At 41.9% G+C, this 16231-nt stretch carries 18 protein-coding genes; 10 read left to right on the top strand and 8 right to left on the bottom strand.

Features of this window, described 5'->3' with window-relative positions; translation table 11 throughout:
• Positions 1-8: 8 nt before the first annotated feature.
• Both PE36_RS13845 and PE36_RS13840 read left to right on the top strand, forming a co-directional pair.
• Entirely contained in the window at positions 9-251 is a 243-nt protein-coding gene (locus PE36_RS13845; RefSeq protein ID WP_006032669.1) for a hypothetical protein, read from the top strand.
• A gap of 168 nt (positions 252-419) precedes the next feature.
• Positions 420-1139: a hypothetical protein gene (locus PE36_RS13840; protein WP_006032668.1), complete on the top strand. Its 720-nt coding sequence runs from the start codon at positions 420-422 to the stop codon at positions 1137-1139.
• Between the two features lie 58 nt (positions 1140-1197).
• Here the strand turns inward: PE36_RS13840 and PE36_RS13835 are convergent, their stop codons facing one another.
• Positions 1198-1707 carry a CreA family protein gene (locus tag PE36_RS13835; RefSeq protein WP_006032667.1) on the bottom strand — a complete coding sequence of 170 codons (510 nt, stop codon included), beginning with the start codon at positions 1705-1707 and terminating at the stop codon, positions 1198-1200.
• Positions 1708-1858: 151 nt separating this feature from the next.
• The gene (locus PE36_RS13830; protein WP_006032666.1) at positions 1859-2239 is read right to left on the bottom strand and encodes a TraR/DksA C4-type zinc finger protein; all 381 of its coding nucleotides are present in this window, start codon (positions 2237-2239) and stop codon (positions 1859-1861) included.
• 560 nt (positions 2240-2799) lie between these two features.
• Between PE36_RS13830 and rmuC the strand changes: the two genes are divergently transcribed.
• Positions 2800-4158 (top strand): DNA recombination protein RmuC, encoded by a 1359-nt coding sequence (gene rmuC / locus PE36_RS13820; protein WP_006032665.1) that lies wholly within the window; start codon positions 2800-2802, stop codon positions 4156-4158.
• A 15-nt stretch (positions 4159-4173) separates the two neighbouring features.
• Here rmuC and PE36_RS13815 read toward each other — a convergent pair whose 3' ends face one another.
• The 5 genes from PE36_RS13815 to def all read right to left on the bottom strand — a co-directional run bounded on the left by PE36_RS13815 (position 4174) and on the right by def (position 9983).
• Positions 4174-5619 (bottom strand): TrkH family potassium uptake protein, encoded by a 1446-nt coding sequence (locus tag PE36_RS13815; protein ID WP_006032664.1) that lies wholly within the window; start codon positions 5617-5619, stop codon positions 4174-4176.
• A 21-nt stretch (positions 5620-5640) separates the two neighbouring features.
• On the bottom strand, positions 5641-7017 hold the full coding sequence (gene trkA / locus PE36_RS13810) for a Trk system potassium transporter TrkA (protein ID WP_006032663.1): 1377 nt from the start codon (positions 7015-7017) through the stop codon (positions 5641-5643).
• Between the two features lie 138 nt (positions 7018-7155).
• Positions 7156-8451, bottom strand: a complete 1296-nt coding sequence (gene rsmB / locus PE36_RS13805) for a 16S rRNA (cytosine(967)-C(5))-methyltransferase RsmB (protein ID WP_006032662.1) — start codon at positions 8449-8451, stop codon at positions 7156-7158.
• 52 nt (positions 8452-8503) lie between these two features.
• Positions 8504-9457 (bottom strand): methionyl-tRNA formyltransferase, encoded by a 954-nt coding sequence (gene fmt, locus PE36_RS13800; protein ID WP_006032661.1) that lies wholly within the window; start codon positions 9455-9457, stop codon positions 8504-8506.
• Between the two features lie 22 nt (positions 9458-9479).
• Complete coding sequence (gene def / locus PE36_RS13795; protein ID WP_006032660.1) at positions 9480-9983, bottom strand: peptide deformylase; 504 nt, start codon at positions 9981-9983, stop codon at positions 9480-9482.
• A 105-nt stretch (positions 9984-10088) separates the two neighbouring features.
• On the opposite strand from def, the gene PE36_RS13790 reads away from it, so the two are divergent.
• The 7 genes from PE36_RS13790 to aroE all read left to right on the top strand — a co-directional run bounded on the left by PE36_RS13790 (position 10089) and on the right by aroE (position 15608).
• A complete protein-coding gene (locus PE36_RS13790) occupies positions 10089-11180 on the top strand; it encodes a LysM peptidoglycan-binding domain-containing protein (RefSeq protein WP_006032659.1) in 1092 nt (363 codons plus the stop codon).
• 22 nt (positions 11181-11202) lie between these two features.
• Positions 11203-12309 carry a DNA-processing protein DprA gene (gene dprA / locus PE36_RS13785; RefSeq protein WP_006032658.1) on the top strand — a complete coding sequence of 369 codons (1107 nt, stop codon included), beginning with the start codon at positions 11203-11205 and terminating at the stop codon, positions 12307-12309.
• Positions 12309-12785 (top strand): DUF494 family protein, encoded by a 477-nt coding sequence (locus PE36_RS13780; RefSeq protein WP_006032657.1) that lies wholly within the window; start codon positions 12309-12311, stop codon positions 12783-12785. The genes dprA and PE36_RS13780 overlap by 1 nt, the downstream gene beginning before the upstream one ends.
• A gap of 106 nt (positions 12786-12891) precedes the next feature.
• Complete coding sequence (locus PE36_RS13775) at positions 12892-13461, top strand: type I DNA topoisomerase (RefSeq protein ID WP_006032656.1); 570 nt, start codon at positions 12892-12894, stop codon at positions 13459-13461.
• 61 nt (positions 13462-13522) lie between these two features.
• Positions 13523-14032: a 5-(carboxyamino)imidazole ribonucleotide mutase gene (gene purE / locus PE36_RS13770; protein ID WP_006032655.1), complete on the top strand. Its 510-nt coding sequence runs from the start codon at positions 13523-13525 to the stop codon at positions 14030-14032.
• Positions 14033-14109: 77 nt separating this feature from the next.
• On the top strand, positions 14110-14697 hold the full coding sequence (locus PE36_RS13765) for an L-threonylcarbamoyladenylate synthase (RefSeq protein ID WP_006032654.1): 588 nt from the start codon (positions 14110-14112) through the stop codon (positions 14695-14697).
• Positions 14698-14795: 98 nt separating this feature from the next.
• On the top strand, positions 14796-15608 hold the full coding sequence (aroE, locus tag PE36_RS13760) for a shikimate dehydrogenase (protein ID WP_006032653.1): 813 nt from the start codon (positions 14796-14798) through the stop codon (positions 15606-15608).
• A gap of 50 nt (positions 15609-15658) precedes the next feature.
• Here the strand turns inward: aroE and PE36_RS13755 are convergent, their stop codons facing one another.
• A complete protein-coding gene (locus PE36_RS13755; protein WP_043994545.1) occupies positions 15659-16201 on the bottom strand; it encodes a gamma carbonic anhydrase family protein in 543 nt (180 codons plus the stop codon).
• Positions 16202-16231 lie beyond the last annotated feature (30 nt).

Genomic DNA, 16231 nt, shown 5'->3' with positions numbered 1-16231 from the left:
GAGGAGTTATGGATGGGAAACTCGATGTTGAGCAAGGAAAATTAGGGGCGAATACAGTTATATCATCACTGCTAAAAACAGCGGGTGGCATGACGGGGATCTCGGCAGTATTACAACAAAGTAAATTTGAATCATTATTACTCAGTGTGCAATTAGCGGATGATGATGATCTTAACGAGGTAGATTTACTCTCTCGTATATTAGGTATTGAACCATTAATTTCAGAGCAAGAACATGGTAACAAAGTCTAAAGTAAGCAGGTAAAGCCCATTCTTCGGTAATGGGCTTTTTTTTATCATATATTTCGATTCTCTTAGTCACTTTCAATGCAATTTTCAATTTTAAGTAATTATTGATTATCACCTTCCGACGACACTGATATAATCTTGCACCTCATTAATTGACTAACGGGTTGTCGCGTGACTGAAATCAGTTTTTACCAACAAATTTATCCTATCATCGTAATGATGCCGATTGCGGCGGCTTGTTTTTTAGCGCTGGTATTAACCAAAGGTGAAGTATGTCCTGGCCAGCGTAAACGCATTACCGAAAATATGATCTCAGTCTGGGCTGTGCTGGCGCTAGGTCTGATGATTGGCGTTGAAGTTTATGCGACCACATTAACTCTGGTTATTGGTGGTATGGCGGTATTTATAGGTATCATGCAAAACTTAATTCAATCGCGTTTGCAAGGTAAGCGGGCTATTCCAAGTACTTGGTTGCGGTTACCCATTGCACTTGCGGTGATTACGGGATTATTAGTGTTGTGGCAACAGCAGCAAGCATTATTACTATTAGAAGCCGTACTGTTGGGTGCGGTATTTGCGCATGTCATCTTATTACGCGCTAAACATCGCTTACAGGCATTTAATGTGATTTTACCTGTGGTTGGTATCGCTAGCAGTGTATTGCTGATGGTAGGCTTGCTCGTTGTCGCTAGTATGCATGCTGACTCAAGCAATATGATGATGATCCAAGAATTTGTTATTTATCGTGCCGTTATTTTATTGTTAGCATTAGCGGTGTGGACTATTCCGCTTTATACCAAGCAAGAATACAGCCCTAACATAGTCTCATTAACCACTGTATTATTATTATTCTCTGAAGTGATTGGCATGGGTGTTATTGCGGCATTTTAATTTAAGCAGGTTTTGCAAACATGATAATAAAGCCACTGGTGACAGTGGCTTTATTGGTTTAATTAACCTGTGATGCTGGTGTTATTGGTGCCTGCCAGGCTTTTGTTGCCCATAATGGCACTGTTGATAATGAGTGTTTATAGCTGCCGTTTATTTCTTTTGTCGAGTACGATACATACAATAAGCTTTGGCTGTCGGCATCATAAATACGACGGATTTTGAGTGATTTAAACAAGATACTCTTCGATTTCTTGAAAATCACCTCACCACTTTTTGAAGTATCAATTGTTGCTAACATCGCGGCGGTAATATCACCCGTTTGACGACAGGCAATGCCCATATCTGATGGGTCGGAAAAGTCTAGGTCCGCTTCAATATGACTGACATGACAAGTAACCCCGGGTATAGCCGGATCAACGAAGCTGTTGATATTAATGTCTTTAGTGGTAAATAAGCCGAGGCTGATCTTACCTGATGCATCATCGCTACAACCGCTTAACGCAACACTGCTGACAAGTAATGACAATAAACTGAGTTTTTTAAAATTGGCTGACAATGGCTTTAACATCGATGCATTCCTAATGGCGGTTTGTGTGAGAGATGATAGATTAATACGGATCGACAAATGAGGAAAGCAATAACATAGGTTTGTTATTACCTTCCATCTTTTATCGTTTTATGGATAACAACCAGAGCTGGTTATTCGATTGTGCTTAGGATTAGCGGCGGTATAAGCTGTGGTCAGTAAATTCTTTAGTGGACTGACATTCTAAGCATAAACGCGACTCAGAACGAGCCTGTAAGCGTTTAATCGATATTTCATCGCCACAGCTATCACAATAACCATAATCCCCGCTTTCGATACGACGTAGCGCTTTGACAATTTTCTTGATGTGCAATTTATCGTGTCCGATACGGTTTAGTTCAAGCCTGTGTGCTTCTTCCATTGCCGCGCGATCAATTTCATCGGCCATTTCATTACTGTCTGAGACCACCACGTCTGTTGATTGGTGCTCGATGCGGGCTAAGATCTCTTGTTGTTCTGTTTCTAGTTTCTCTTTGAAATAGGCAACTTGGCCTTCATTCATAAAATCGCTCATATATATTACCTATTTCGTATTCGGATTATAATTAATTAGCATAATAGACATTTTAATTGTCCATAACATAGGGGCGTTAACCCTATTGTGGCAAAAAATAACTGAAAATTACAAGTTGGGGTATTTTGTCTCGTTTCAAGGGGGATAGCTAATTAATCCGTATTATTTTCTCGGAATTGTGCTCTGATTGTGATTATCCTTAGTGGATTAGTTTTAATCTTGAGCAGGTTAGGCTAACATCGTTATCTATTTTCAGCATAATTAACGCTGACATTTAAACGCCATTGTTAAGCGCTCTGGTTAAGGAGCATGTTGATGAAAGCGATAACCGTACACCGTCCGACGTTAAAAATCATCTGGAGACTGTTAGTTTTCTTATTTTTTCCACTCATAATCTGGCTATACAGCGTTATAGCCGACGTGCCATTTTCGCACATTGACAGTGGTGTTAATTTTCATAAGTGGCTCATATTTTTCCTGTATCTTGGTTGTCTTGCGGCGTGGTTATATATCGACCGCGCATTATCACGTAGCTCTTTTTTTCGTAGTTAATTTATTTTATGAGTATTGATTCTTTGTTTCCCGTATTACCCTACATTGCCGCGGCATGTGTTGCCACTGTCGGCGCGCTAATTGCGATCCGTAAGAGCCAACAAGCTACATTGTCGGTACAAACTTTAAATCATGAAGTTGAGCTGTTAGAACAGCAATTAGATAACGTCAATTATAGTCACGAGCAGTTGCAGCAAGCACATGATGGCAATAAATTAAAATTAGAGTCGCAAAACAATCAGCTGATCAAAGTCATGTCGCGATTGCGTGAAAGTGATATTCGTTTACAAATAGAACGCCAAGCCAGTGAAGAAAAATTGGCGCTGCAAGCACAATCAGAACAACGTCTGCAACAGCAATTTGAAAATTTAGCGAATAAGATTTTTGATAGTAAAACCGATAATTTCAAAGAACTAAATAAGTCTAGTGTGGAATTACTCTTGTCGCCATTAAAAACCCAACTAGAGGGGTTTAAGCAACAAATTCAAGATGTGTATTCTAATGAAGCCAAAGAGCGCCACAGTTTACAATCTGAAGTTGCAAGACTACAGCAAGTGTATCAATTGATGTCGAGTGAAACCGCTAACCTGACCAAAGCGCTAAAAGGTGATAACAAGCAACAAGGTAATTGGGGCGAGGTTATTCTCGCTAGGATCTTGTCAGAGTCGGGGTTACGTGAAGGTCATGAGTACGATGTACAAGTGAGTTTGAACAATGAACACGGTAGACGTTTTCAGCCAGATGTGATCGTGCATTTACCGCAAGACAAAGATGTAGTGGTTGATTCTAAGGTGTCATTAACGGCTTACGAGCGTTATTTTAATGCTGAGGATGAGGTAACACGTAAACAAGCATTACAAGAGCATGTGACATCGGTACGCAGTCATATTCGCGAGCTTGGTCGCAAAGACTATCATTTGTTACAAGGATTAAAAACGTTAGATTATGTGTTGATGTTTGTTGCTGTGGAACCGGCCTTTTTAGCCGCGTTACAAGCTGACCCAAGTTTAATGAAGTTCGCGTTAGACAATAACATTATGTTAGTTAGCCCGACGAATTTATTAATCGCCCTGCGTACCATAGATAATTTGTGGCGTTATGAACGTCAGAATCAAAATGCCCAGCTCATTGCCGAGCGTGCGGGTAAGATCTATGAGAAATTACGCTTGTTTAGTCATGATATGCAAGATATGGGCGTGGCGTTAGATAAAGCCCAAGACAGTTATGACTCGGCCATGAAGCGGCTAGCAACAGGCAAAGGTAATTTAATTAAACAAGCCCAGCAGTTTGTTGAACTGGGGGTTGAAGTTAAAAAACCATTACCTGCCGAGTTAATCGAAAAAAGCAGCGTTAATTTATTGGAATAACCTATTCGTTTAAGGCTAACCTTTCCAAAATGCCGGCGTGACAAGTACTAATACTGTCATGATCTCTAAGCGCCCCATGAGCATGCCCAAACTGAGTGCCCATTTTGCTGTATCTGGTAGGCTAGCAAAGTTACCAGATGGCCCTATGACTGGGCCGAGTCCAGGCCCAACATTAGCAACCGCCGTTATTGCGCCGGTAATACTGGTGATGGGATCTAATCCGATCATACTTAATATCGCCGCCAGTATCGCGATTGTCGCGATAAACGCACTGCCAAAAGCCACCACAGATCGCACAATAACATCATTCACATTTCGCCCATTGTAGTGCTGTCTAAATACCCCTGATGGATGGACTAATTGGGACATTTGTTTACGGAATAAGGTCAATGCGATTTGAAAACGGAAAATTTTAATGCCACCCGATGTCGAACCCGAACAAGCACCGGTAAACATCAACGCAGCAAATAATACCGTGGTAAATTCACCCCAAGTGCCGTAATCGGTTAAGCCAAACCCTGTCGTCGTCACTACGGAGACAATATTGAACATGCTGATACGGATGGCATCGGTAAAGCTAAACACATCTTTGTGCCATAAATACAGCGACATCATGACGGTCATAGTGAGCACGAGTTTAGCAAAACCGATGATTTGCGCATCCTTGAACAACATGGTTATATCACGCCGATGTAAGGCATTGATCAAAAGTAAAAAGGGCAATCCCCCTAAAAACATAAAGAAGGTGCCATTCCATTGTGCGCTATTGGAGAAGTGCGCCATGGATTGATCTGAGGTTGAATATCCTCCCGTTGATAAGGTAGTCATGGCATGATTAACCGCCTCGAAACTGCTCATACCTGCGGCTAAGTAACCAAAATAACATAATACTGTTAAGCTTAAATAAACATACATCACGTAGGCTGCAGTATGCTGGGTTTTAGTGGTGTTCTTATCAGACCAATCCGATGACTCAGTTTGGAATAAACGCATACCACCGACGTTTAAGTAAGGTAATACGGCCACGCCCATCACCACAAAGCCAATACCGCCCAACCACTGTAGAATTGAACGCCATAACAATACGCTATGCGCGGTGCTATCTAAGTTGGATAATACGGTGGAACCTGTGGTGGTGATACCAGACATGGTTTCGAAATAGGCATCGGTATAGCTAATATGTTGGATCAACATCAGTGGTAATGCGGCAAAGGCAGACGCAATTATCCATACGCAAGTGGTCAGTAAAAACATCTCGCGGATACCGAGTTTGAATATTTTGGAACGACCTTTATGCCAAAATAAACCCGATGCAATGGTGGTTATAATGATGGATTTGAAGAATTCGGATACGCCATGACCATCGGTATATATCGCTAATACCAATGGCGCGATCATAAACAAGGCGAGGGCGCGTAGCACCACACTCGCCATGAACAGTACGGGTTTAAAATTAACCATGAAACAAGTTTCTATGTGTGTTTATAAGAAAAATGGACTGGGTTGGAAAAGTTTTTCTACATCCGGAATAAACTTTTTATCAACCAGGAACATCACTACGTGATCATCTTGTTCGATCACCGTTTTATCGTGGGCAATTAATACTTCATCATTACGGACGATGGCGCCAATCGTGGTACCTTGAGGCAGTTTCAGACTGCCAATAGTCCGACCGACCACCCGTGATGTTAACTTATCACCATGGGCAATCGCTTCAATCGCCTCTGCGGCACCGCGGCGTAATGAGTAAACATTGGCAATGTCAGCACGACGTACATGCGTTAATAGCGCTGAGATAGTGGCCTGTTGCGGTGAAATGGCTATATCGATAGTACCGCCCTGCACCAGATCTACATAAGCACTGCGTTGGATCAGTACCATGGCTTTTTTCGCGCCCATGCGTTTGGCTAACATGGCAGACATGATATTGGCTTCATCATCATTGGTGACGGCGATAAATACGTCTGTTTGATCTATGTGTTCTTCACTGAGCAGTTCTTGATCGGAGGCATCACCGCAGAATACGATGGTATTATTGAGCATTTCTGACAGTTTTTCGGCTCGGTTGATATTACGCTCAATCAATTTCACTGAGTAATCACGTTCTAAACGCCCCGCTAATGCCGCGCCAATATTACCACCACCGGCAATAATAATACGGCGATACGGTTTTTCCAGTTTTTGCAATTCACTCATCACTGCGCGGATATTATTACTGGCCGAGACAAAGAAAACTTCATCATCGGCTTCAATAATGGTAGTACCGAGAGGGCGGATAGGTTTGCCTTGACGGAAAATTGCTGCTACGCGGGCTTCCACATTGGGCATGTGTTCGCGTAATGCAGCCAGTGCATTACCAACCAGTGGACCACCATAATAGGCTTTGACTGCCACGAGCCCCACTTTGTTATTGGCAAAGTGAACGACCTGTAATGCCCCCGGATAATCGATGAGGCGTTTAATATAGTCGGTCACTAGCTGCTCGGGTGCGATCAAATGATCGACTGCAATAGCGCCATTATTAAACAGGGTTTCTTTGTTATTGAGATAGTATTCATTTCTGATCCGAGCGATTTTATTCGGGGTATTGAACATGGTGTAAGCGATCTGACAAGCGATCATATTGGTTTCATCATTGTTGGTCACTGCCACCAACATATCCGCATCTTGGGCACCGGCTTCTCGTAGTACGTCTGGATTGGCACCGTGGCCTTCAACAACGCGCAGGTCAAATTTATCTTGTAAGTTTCTTAGGCTGTCGCCATCGCGGTCGATAATAGTAATGTCATTATTCTCACCTACTAAATTTTCAGCCAGTGTGCCGCCGACCTGGCCTGCACCGATAATGATAATTTTCATTTAACCTCGCATCAAATAAAATTGTCGTGATCTGTTTTGATAATACTATACTACGCTTATCTAAGCTAAAGTTGAATAACGCCAATAGTTTATAGCCAAATGATACTAATTCATCAGTTGGCTATAGATACTATTTGGTTATGCTTTCTTTTGTAACTTCGCGTAGAAGAAGCCATCCATACCTTGGGTATTAGGCAGGATCTGCCAGCTAAATGCTTGATCATTACTGTCTGCATTCAGTGGCACTAATACGGCATCCGGAGTTCGAGCCACAAACGAACTAATTTGTTCACTGTTTTCTGCCGGTAAAATAGAGCAGGTTGCGTATAGCAAGGTGCCACCTGGTTTTAGCTGCAGCCACATCGCATCTAAGATTTCTGCTTGCAGTTGTACTAATGGGGCAATATCACTGTCGCGACGTAACCATTTAATATCAGGGTGACGACGAATCACACCGGTTGCACTACAAGGTGCATCTAACAAAATACGGTCGAATTTATCACCTTGCCACCAATCTTCAGGCTTGCTGGCATCGCCGTGGATAAGCTCAGCGTCTAATTGCATACGGGTTAAATTTTCTTGTACACGGCTCAAACGCGTCGCATCGAAATCAACGGCAACAAGGTGTTTTAGTGCTGGTTGGCGTTCTAAAATGTGGGCGGTTTTACCACCTGGTGCCGCACAAGCATCAAGTACGAGTTCACCTGGTTGCGCATCTAAGAATTGCGCGGCAAATTGTGCTGCGCCATCTTGTACGGAACTATGCCCTTCTGCAAAACCAGCGAGTTTATATACGTCGGTTGGCTTGGCTAATCGCAGTGCTGAATCGGCACTATCTACTATTTCAGCCACGATCTCGTCAGCGGCTAATAATGCTTGATAGTCAGCTTGATTATGATGTTGTTGGTTAACACGGATCCACATTGGTGGTCGTTCGTTGTTGGCCATTAATACATCTTGCCATTGTTTTGGGTAAGCGGCTTTGATGCGTTTAATTAACCAACCAGGATGACCAAATTTACAGGCATCGTTTCCGTCTGCTAGTGTTTCTAGGTCGTCTTGTTGACGTTGGTAATTACGTAAAATAGCATTGACTAAACCACTCAACTTTGGTGATTTTAATACCTTAATTGCGTTTACTGTTTCGGCTACAGCTGCATGTGCAGGGATACGCATGTATTTTAATTGATATAAACCAACCAGGATTAAGAAATGCACAGGTCTTTGTTTACCGATTAATGGTTTACTCATTAATTGGCGGCTCATAAATTCAAGACGTGGTAGCCAGCGCAGTACGCCGTAACAGATCTCCTGTAGTAAAGCACGATCCTTGGCTGGTAATAATTGCTGAGCAATTGGTAAGGCTGTCGTCAATGACTGACCTTTATCAACAACTTGGTAAAGTACTTTTGCAGCGCTAGCTCTGGTTTTCATGTATATGTATCCGAGGTAAAACCGCCCAATATTATTGAACGGTTATAAGTAGTTAAATAGAATTAAGTAATTGACCAACAGTAAACCACTCTTTACGAGCGTTTAATATGTCTTGAACAGGCATGGCTTTCTTACCAGCCAGTTGCATGTTTAATAACGTTAACACGCCATTACCCGTCGCCACTTGGATGCCGTGTTTTGTTGCCGCTATTACAGTGCCTGGCTGTGCTTCCGTGGTTGCTTCACTGACACTTGTTTGCCAAATTTTAACATTCTGTTCAGCAATTTGTGTATAGCTTACTGGCCAAGGGTTAAAGGCACGTACTTGACGCTCAATCTCTACAGCAGATTGAGTCCAATCTATATTGGCTTCTTCTTTACTTAGCTTTGATGCATAGTTTGATAGTTCGTCATCTTGCACTTCAGCAACAGCGGTGTTGTTACTGATGTGTGCTAATGTTTCTAGCAGACCTTGTGGACCGAGTGCTGCTAGTTTGTCATATAAACTAGCACTGGTTTCATCATCAGCAATCGGGCATGTTACTTTGTGTAACATGGCTCCCGTATCTAGACCTAAATCCATTTGCATAATAGTGACGCCTGTTTCTGCATCGCCAGCCCAAATTGCACGTTGGATTGGTGCTGCACCACGCCATCTTGGCAATAATGAACCGTGTACATTAATACAACCTAAGCGCGGTGTATCAAGTACGATTTGTGGCAGGATCAACCCGTAGGCAACCACAACCATCAGGTCAGCATTTAATGCCGATAATGCTTGCTGTGCTTCTTCGTTACGTAAACTAATCGGCTGGAAAACGGGAATGTCATGGCTAACAGCAAGTTGTTTTACATCACTTGGTTTTAGTTTTTTGCCACGACCTGCGGGGCGATCTGGTTGGCTATATACAGCGATCACTTCATGCTCTGAATTGATTAATGCAGATAGATGTTTTGCGGCAAAATCAGGGGTGCCGGCAAAAATAATGCGTAATGGTTTGCTCAAGGTTAATTCCTACTTTGTATTCTTATTTGTTTTGACGTGCTAACTTTTCTAGCTTTTTCCGAATTCTTTGCTGTTTTAGCGGTGATAAATAGTCAATAAAGAGTTTACCATTTAGATGGTCCACTTCGTGCTGTAAACAAATGGCTAATAAATCATGGGCTTCTAGTGTAAACTCATTACCATCACGGTCTAATGCTGTTACTGTCACGCTTTCTGCGCGTGGCACAAAAGCGCGTGATTCTGGTACCGATAGGCAGCCTTCTTCAATACCTGTTTCACCGCATTTGTTGGTGAGCACTGGATTGATAAGGATTAGAGGCTCACCGCGTGTTCCTGACACATCGATAACGACAATACGTTGTAAAATATTGACTTGTACAGCGGCTAAACCAATACCTTCTTCGGCATACATGGTTTCGAGCATGTCATCGATAATGATTTGTGTCGCTGGTGTGATTTCCTGCACAGGTTGAGCAATTTTTTTTAATCGATCATCAGGAAAATGTAAAACTTCTAATATAGCCATGGTACTTTCTTATTTTGAATGGATTCAAATAACGCTTAATTTTGACGTAAAACGTTACAATAATCACTATAAATATAAGCGTTCAAACAACAATTAGGAAAGGATATGTCCATAAAACGTCGTTTGATCTTTGCTTTAGCTGCTATTTTACCCTTTTTAGCGCATGCTGATAGCTTAAACTTAAAAAACCAATACCCTACTGAATACATCGTCAAAGAAGGTGATACGCTTTGGGATATTTCGAGCAAATATTTGCAAAGTCCGTGGTTATGGCCACAGCTATGGGATGCTAATCCTGCGTTAGATGATCCGCATCTTATCTACCCCGGCGATAAACTACAATTAATCTTTGTTGATGGTCAACCGCGTTTAGTCCGTAATCATATACGTAAGCGTATCTTAAAAGTTTCTCCTAAAGCGCGACCTGAATTAAAAGGCAGTCGTGCTATTCCGACGATACCATTAAAATTAATCAATTCTTTTTTAAGTCGTGACTATGTTGCTGGCGATGATAAATTAAAATGGGCTCCAGTGATCTTAGGTAATAATGACGGCAATACCACCTTTATTGTTGGCCACAGTATTTTTGCATCAAGCTCGTTAAAACCGGGTCAATACGGTATTTATCGTCGCGGTCGTACTTATATTGATCCTGTGACGAATGAAAATCTGGGTAACGAAGTCGAGTTTATTGCGATTGCCCGTGTGGTGAATACCGGCACGGAAACCATTCCGGCCAAATTATCGATTTTGAAAAGCACCAAAGAAGCACGCAAAGGTGATCGATTATTGCCAATGCCTGAGCAAGACCGTTTGCCTGTTTACTTTCAACCGCGTAATTTCCAGCTGGCGAGCGATGGTTTGATTGTCGCGGCAGATGAAAAATACAGTGCGATTGGTAAAAATGATGTGGTGATCATAAATCGTGGTTGGCGTGACAACGTGGGTGCCGGTGATGTGTTTGCCGTATTCAAACGAGGTAAAACCATTATTCGTCATGAACAAGATCTAGATTTTGATTATGGTGATCAAATTAATCAATACGATAAACTATTTTCTGGCAAAAATGAGCTACAGCTCCCAGATGAACGAGTCGGAGAGATGATGGTGTTCAAAGTTTACGATAAAGTTAGCCTTGCGCTCATCACACATAGCTCACAAGTGATTAAGCTTAACGATAAGGTAAGTAACTTATGATAACTAGGGTGTAAGTGTAATTATGGTTAATGAGCATGATAAATATTGGTTAGCGTTATATGACGTCCCGAAAATTGGTGGCAGTCGGGCGCTAAAATTATTGCAAAAAACATCATTAACTAAATTGTTTTCTGGTTCAACGCGGTATCTACACTCTCTTGGTTTAGATACCGCACAGCAACAAGCCGTGCTCAATCCGGACTGGCAGAGTATTGATCGAAACCTACAGTGGCTTGCCGCAGAAGATAATCGTTACCTTATTCCTATTACAGCCAGCGATTATCCCATCACCTTGAAAAACATTGCTGCACCACCGTTACTTTTATACGTCGAAGGCAATGTTGAGTTATTATCGAAACCGCAAATCGCCATGGTTGGTACTCGTGCCCCGAGCTATTATGGCAAGCGTCATGCGCACAGCTTTGCTGCAGAATTAGTCCAACAGGGATTAGTTATCACCAGTGGACTCGCGATCGGTGTCGATAGTGAGTGTCATCGTAGTGTATTAGCAGCTAAGGGCGAGACGATTGCGGTATTAGGCACAGGTTTAGCCAATGTTTATCCTAAGCGGCATCTAAAATTAGCGCAACAGATCCGAGAAAAAGGTGCATTAGTGTCTGAGTTTAGTCCTTTTACCCAAGCCAGACCAGAGCACTTTCCCCGTCGCAATCGCATCGTCAGTGGTCTCTCTTTGGGGGTTGTCGTCGTTGAAGCCGCATTAAATAGTGGTTCATTGATTTCTGCACGTTATGCCCTTGAACAAGGCCGTGAAGTATTTGCTCTGCCTGGGGCAATTGATAATCCGGCGGCTGCTGGCTGTCATTATCTAATCCAGCAAGGTGCAAAACTCATCACCCAAACAAGTGATATTACCGATGAACTCACATATATAAATGTACGTACGAATTTTGAGCAAACAGACCTGTTCAACTCTGATCTCGAAACTGTTTCATTGCCAAACCAAACTATCTTAGATAATGTCGGTTATGAAGTAACGACAGCAGATCTAATTGCTGAGCGCAGTCAACAACCTGTTAGCCAAGTATTAACGAGTTTAATGGAACTAGAACTTGATAATTGGGTGAATGCTGTACCTGGTGGTTATGTGAGATCGCAACGGAGGGGCTAATGTTAGATATACTTATTTATCTTTTCGAAAACTTTTATGAACAAAATGAATCTGAGTTCTTAGTTGATCGAGATGACTTACTCAATGAGTTAATTCAGGCTGGTTTTGTTGAAACTGAAATACATAAAGCCATTACATGGATTGAAAATTTAGTCGAGTTACGCAATGGCGGCGTTCAAACTCACCTGCCAGTCTCCAGTATGAATTCGATACGAATTTATACTGAGGCTGAGCAATTCTACATCAACACCGAATGCCGTGGTTTTCTCTTATTTTTAGAACATATTAATGTGCTAAATATTGAAACCAGAGAAATGGCCATCGCACGTTTAATTGAACTTGAGAATACCAATTTGGACCTTGATGACATTAAATGGGTTATTTTAATGGTGTTATTTAATGTGCCAAACGGTGAAAAAGCATATTCGCAGATGGAAGAGTTAGTACAGGCTAAAACCCATGTTCACCTGCACTAAAAGTTGGTATTAGCGTGGCTGTGCGATTGAATTTGTATTAATTACTGGCATAATATGTCAGTTTTGTTAATATCCGCCCATCAATTATTTACTTAAAATTGTTCAAATGTCTAAACATAATGACAAACTATTTACAGTTCATGAACATGCCTTGGAAAAAGAGTACGAGACGTGCCCGCAATGCGGTGCTGAGTTAAGTATTAAAAATGCCAAATCAGGGCCTTTTTTAGGTTGTAATAATTATCCTACTTGTGAGTATTCACGCCCGCTATCAAATCAATCACATTTCGAAGATGACAAAGTGCTGGTTGGTTCAGAATGCCCAGAGTGTCAACATGAACTCGTATTGAAACGTGGCCGTTATGGCTTCTTTATTGGTTGTACCCAATTCCCCACTTGCACTTATATGTCGAAAACAGAAACGCCAGATGAGACCGGCATATCTTGTCCACAGTGTGAATCGGGTGATTTACTGCAAAAAAAATCACGTTTCGGAAAGATATTTTATTCTTGTAATAAATACCCTAAGTGTAAATACATTATTAATTTCAAACCAGTTTCAGAAATATGTCCCGAGTGTCACTGGGCCATATTAGTGGAAAAGAAAACCAGTAATGGAAAACAACTTATCTGTCCACAGAAACGTTGTGGCTATAAGCGTGCTTTATTAGAATAGTGATTAACACTATCAATTAATTTTAACGATTAAAAATAACTCATACGGAAAGGGAATAATTATGTCTACACCATTTGTTGCAGTATTAATGGGCTCAGATTCAGATTTGCCGGTTATGCAGGGTACACTAAAGGTACTTAAATCATTTGATATTCAGTACGAAGTAAAAGTAACTTCTGCGCATAGAACGCCTGCGGCGACACATCAGTATGTGACAGATGCAGAGAGCCGTGGTTGTGCTGTATTTATCTGTGCTGCTGGCCTAGCTGCACATTTAGCTGGCGCGGTTGCGGGTATAACTACTCATCCTGTTATTGGTGTGCCAATCGACGCGGGCCCGTTACAAGGTATGGACGCTTTATTATCAACAGTGCAAATGCCTGGTGGTGTACCTGTTGCTTCCGTTGCAATCGGGAGTGCGGGTGCTAAAAATGCCGGTTACCTTGCTGCGCAAATGTTAGCAATTGGTAATCCAGAAATGGCAGCTAAAGTTAAAGCTGAGCGCCAAGCAAATGCAGCAATCATTATTGCTAAAGACGAAGCGTTACAAGCTAAATTAAAAGAACTGTAATTGTAATTGGTAATAAACTCGTCTTATAACTGTCGTTATAGAGTCGGAAATGGTAGCGTGAGCTACCATTTTTGTTTATGACTATTAATAATAGATATATTACTGTGAATAATTCAGCAGCTATTAACAACGCGGTGGCAGCGTTACATACCCAGCAAGTTATTGCTTATCCAACAGAAGCTGTTTTTGGCTTGGGTTGCGATCCGATGAATGAGTTAGCGGTTCAACGCTTATTAACCATTAAACAACGTCCTGTTGAAAAAGGCTTGATCTTAATTGCCGCTAATTTAGCGCAGTTAAATGATTATGTTGATTTAACCCGATTATCTGCAACGCAAATCGACAAGATTAAGCAAACCTGGCCTGGACCTGCAACTTGGGTCATGCCTGCTAAAGCGCAAGTACCAAAATGGTTAACCGGACAATTCGATAGTATCGCGGTTCGTGTTTCTGCGCATCCGACAGTACAAGCATTATGCCTCGCTTTTGGCGGGCCAATAACCTCAACCAGTGCGAATTTAACCGGACTTACGCCGTGTATTACTGCCGCGGAAGTGGCGAGTCAATTAGAGTTACTCCTTGGCGCGATTGTTGATGAAGCGGTGGGTGAACTTGCGCAACCGACCACTATCACGGATGCACTTACCGGGAAAATATACCGTTAGTCATTGTTGTTCGCTGATCATTTCTATTGACGATAATAGTCCGATCATAGTTTACTAGGTCCTTTCCTTTATCTATCTCATTACAGGAGTTGTGCAGTATGGATCGTTATGCCGTATTTGGTAATCCAATAAATCACAGTAAATCACCTATGATCCACGGCTTATTTGCTCAGCAAACTGCACAGGATCTTAGTTATCAAGCAATCGAAGCACCAATCAATGGTTTTACCACTGCTATGAATGAATTTTTTTCTCAGGGGGGGAAGGGTTGTAATATTACCGTCCCTTTTAAAGAAGAAGCATTTACATTTGCTCAGCAATTAACACCGCGAGCTCAACTTGCTGGTGCGGTTAATACGCTGGTGCTTACTGATGATGGCCGTGTTATTGGTGATAATACTGATGGATTTGGTCTGGTGCATGACTTGTTGCAATATACGACTCTCACGAATAAGCGGATCTTATTGTTAGGTGCGGGTGGTGCTGCGCGCGGTGTAATTGGTCCGTTATTAGAACAAGGCGTGCAAGAACTGGTGATAGCTAATCGTACGGATGCCAAAGCGCAGCAGTTGGCGACATTGTTTAATGATAAAGGTAATATTACAGCATGTAGTTTTGGCGCATTAACAGACAATTTTGATCTTATTATTAACTCTACGTCAGCCAGTTTGTCTGGTTTGGTTCCTGCCATTTCACCAGCATTAGTGAATAAAAACACGATCTGTTATGACATGATGTATAAAGCGGATGCCACAGCATTCAATTTATGGGCTGCCGAACAGGGGGCGGAATTAGTTATCGATGGACTGGGTATGTTGGTTGGTCAGGCTGCTGAAAGTTTTAAAGTTTGGCGTGGCGTAATACCGTCGATGTCACCTGTACTTGAGGCATTAAGAAAAACCATTAAATAAATATAATGTTGTTACCCCCTAGACTCGGCTAGAGGGTATGCAGTACTTCATTACTGGCTATCTGCTATATACTCATTTTTAAGCAGCACATAGTTATCGGCTGATAGCTTTAAGAACGCGATCTCATCATCTGTTAATTTTCTTGCTTGTTTTGCTGGGCTGCCTATATAAAGGTAACCACTTGCCAATTTTTTTCTCGGTGGAACTAACGTACCAGCGCCGATCATGACATCATCTTCAATAATAGCCCCATCAAGTACTATCGCTCCCATACCGATTAGCACGCGATCACCAATAGTGCATGCGTGTAATAGTGCTTTATGACCGACGGTAACGTCATCACCTATAATAAGGGGAATACCATTTGGGTTTGCTGGGCTTTTACGAGTAACGTGTAATACGCAGCCATCTTGCACATTAGTACGTGCCCCAATGACGATTTTATTTACATCACCACGGGCTGCAACGAGTGGCCATATACTGGCATCTTCGTCTATAGTTATATCTCCGATTAGGACTGCAGACTTATCTACATAAGCTGAGTTGGCTAATTGCGGTAATATTCCTTGGTATTTTCGAAGTGAAGTACTCATTATTGCCCCTTTATAGTCATTAATGTTAGT

The sequence above is a fragment of the Moritella sp. PE36 genome, from assembly GCF_000170855.1.
Lineage (GTDB): Bacteria > Pseudomonadota > Gammaproteobacteria > Enterobacterales > Moritellaceae > Moritella.
The sequence above is the reverse complement of the archived record's forward strand: the minus strand, read 5'-3'. Positions and strand labels throughout refer to the sequence as shown.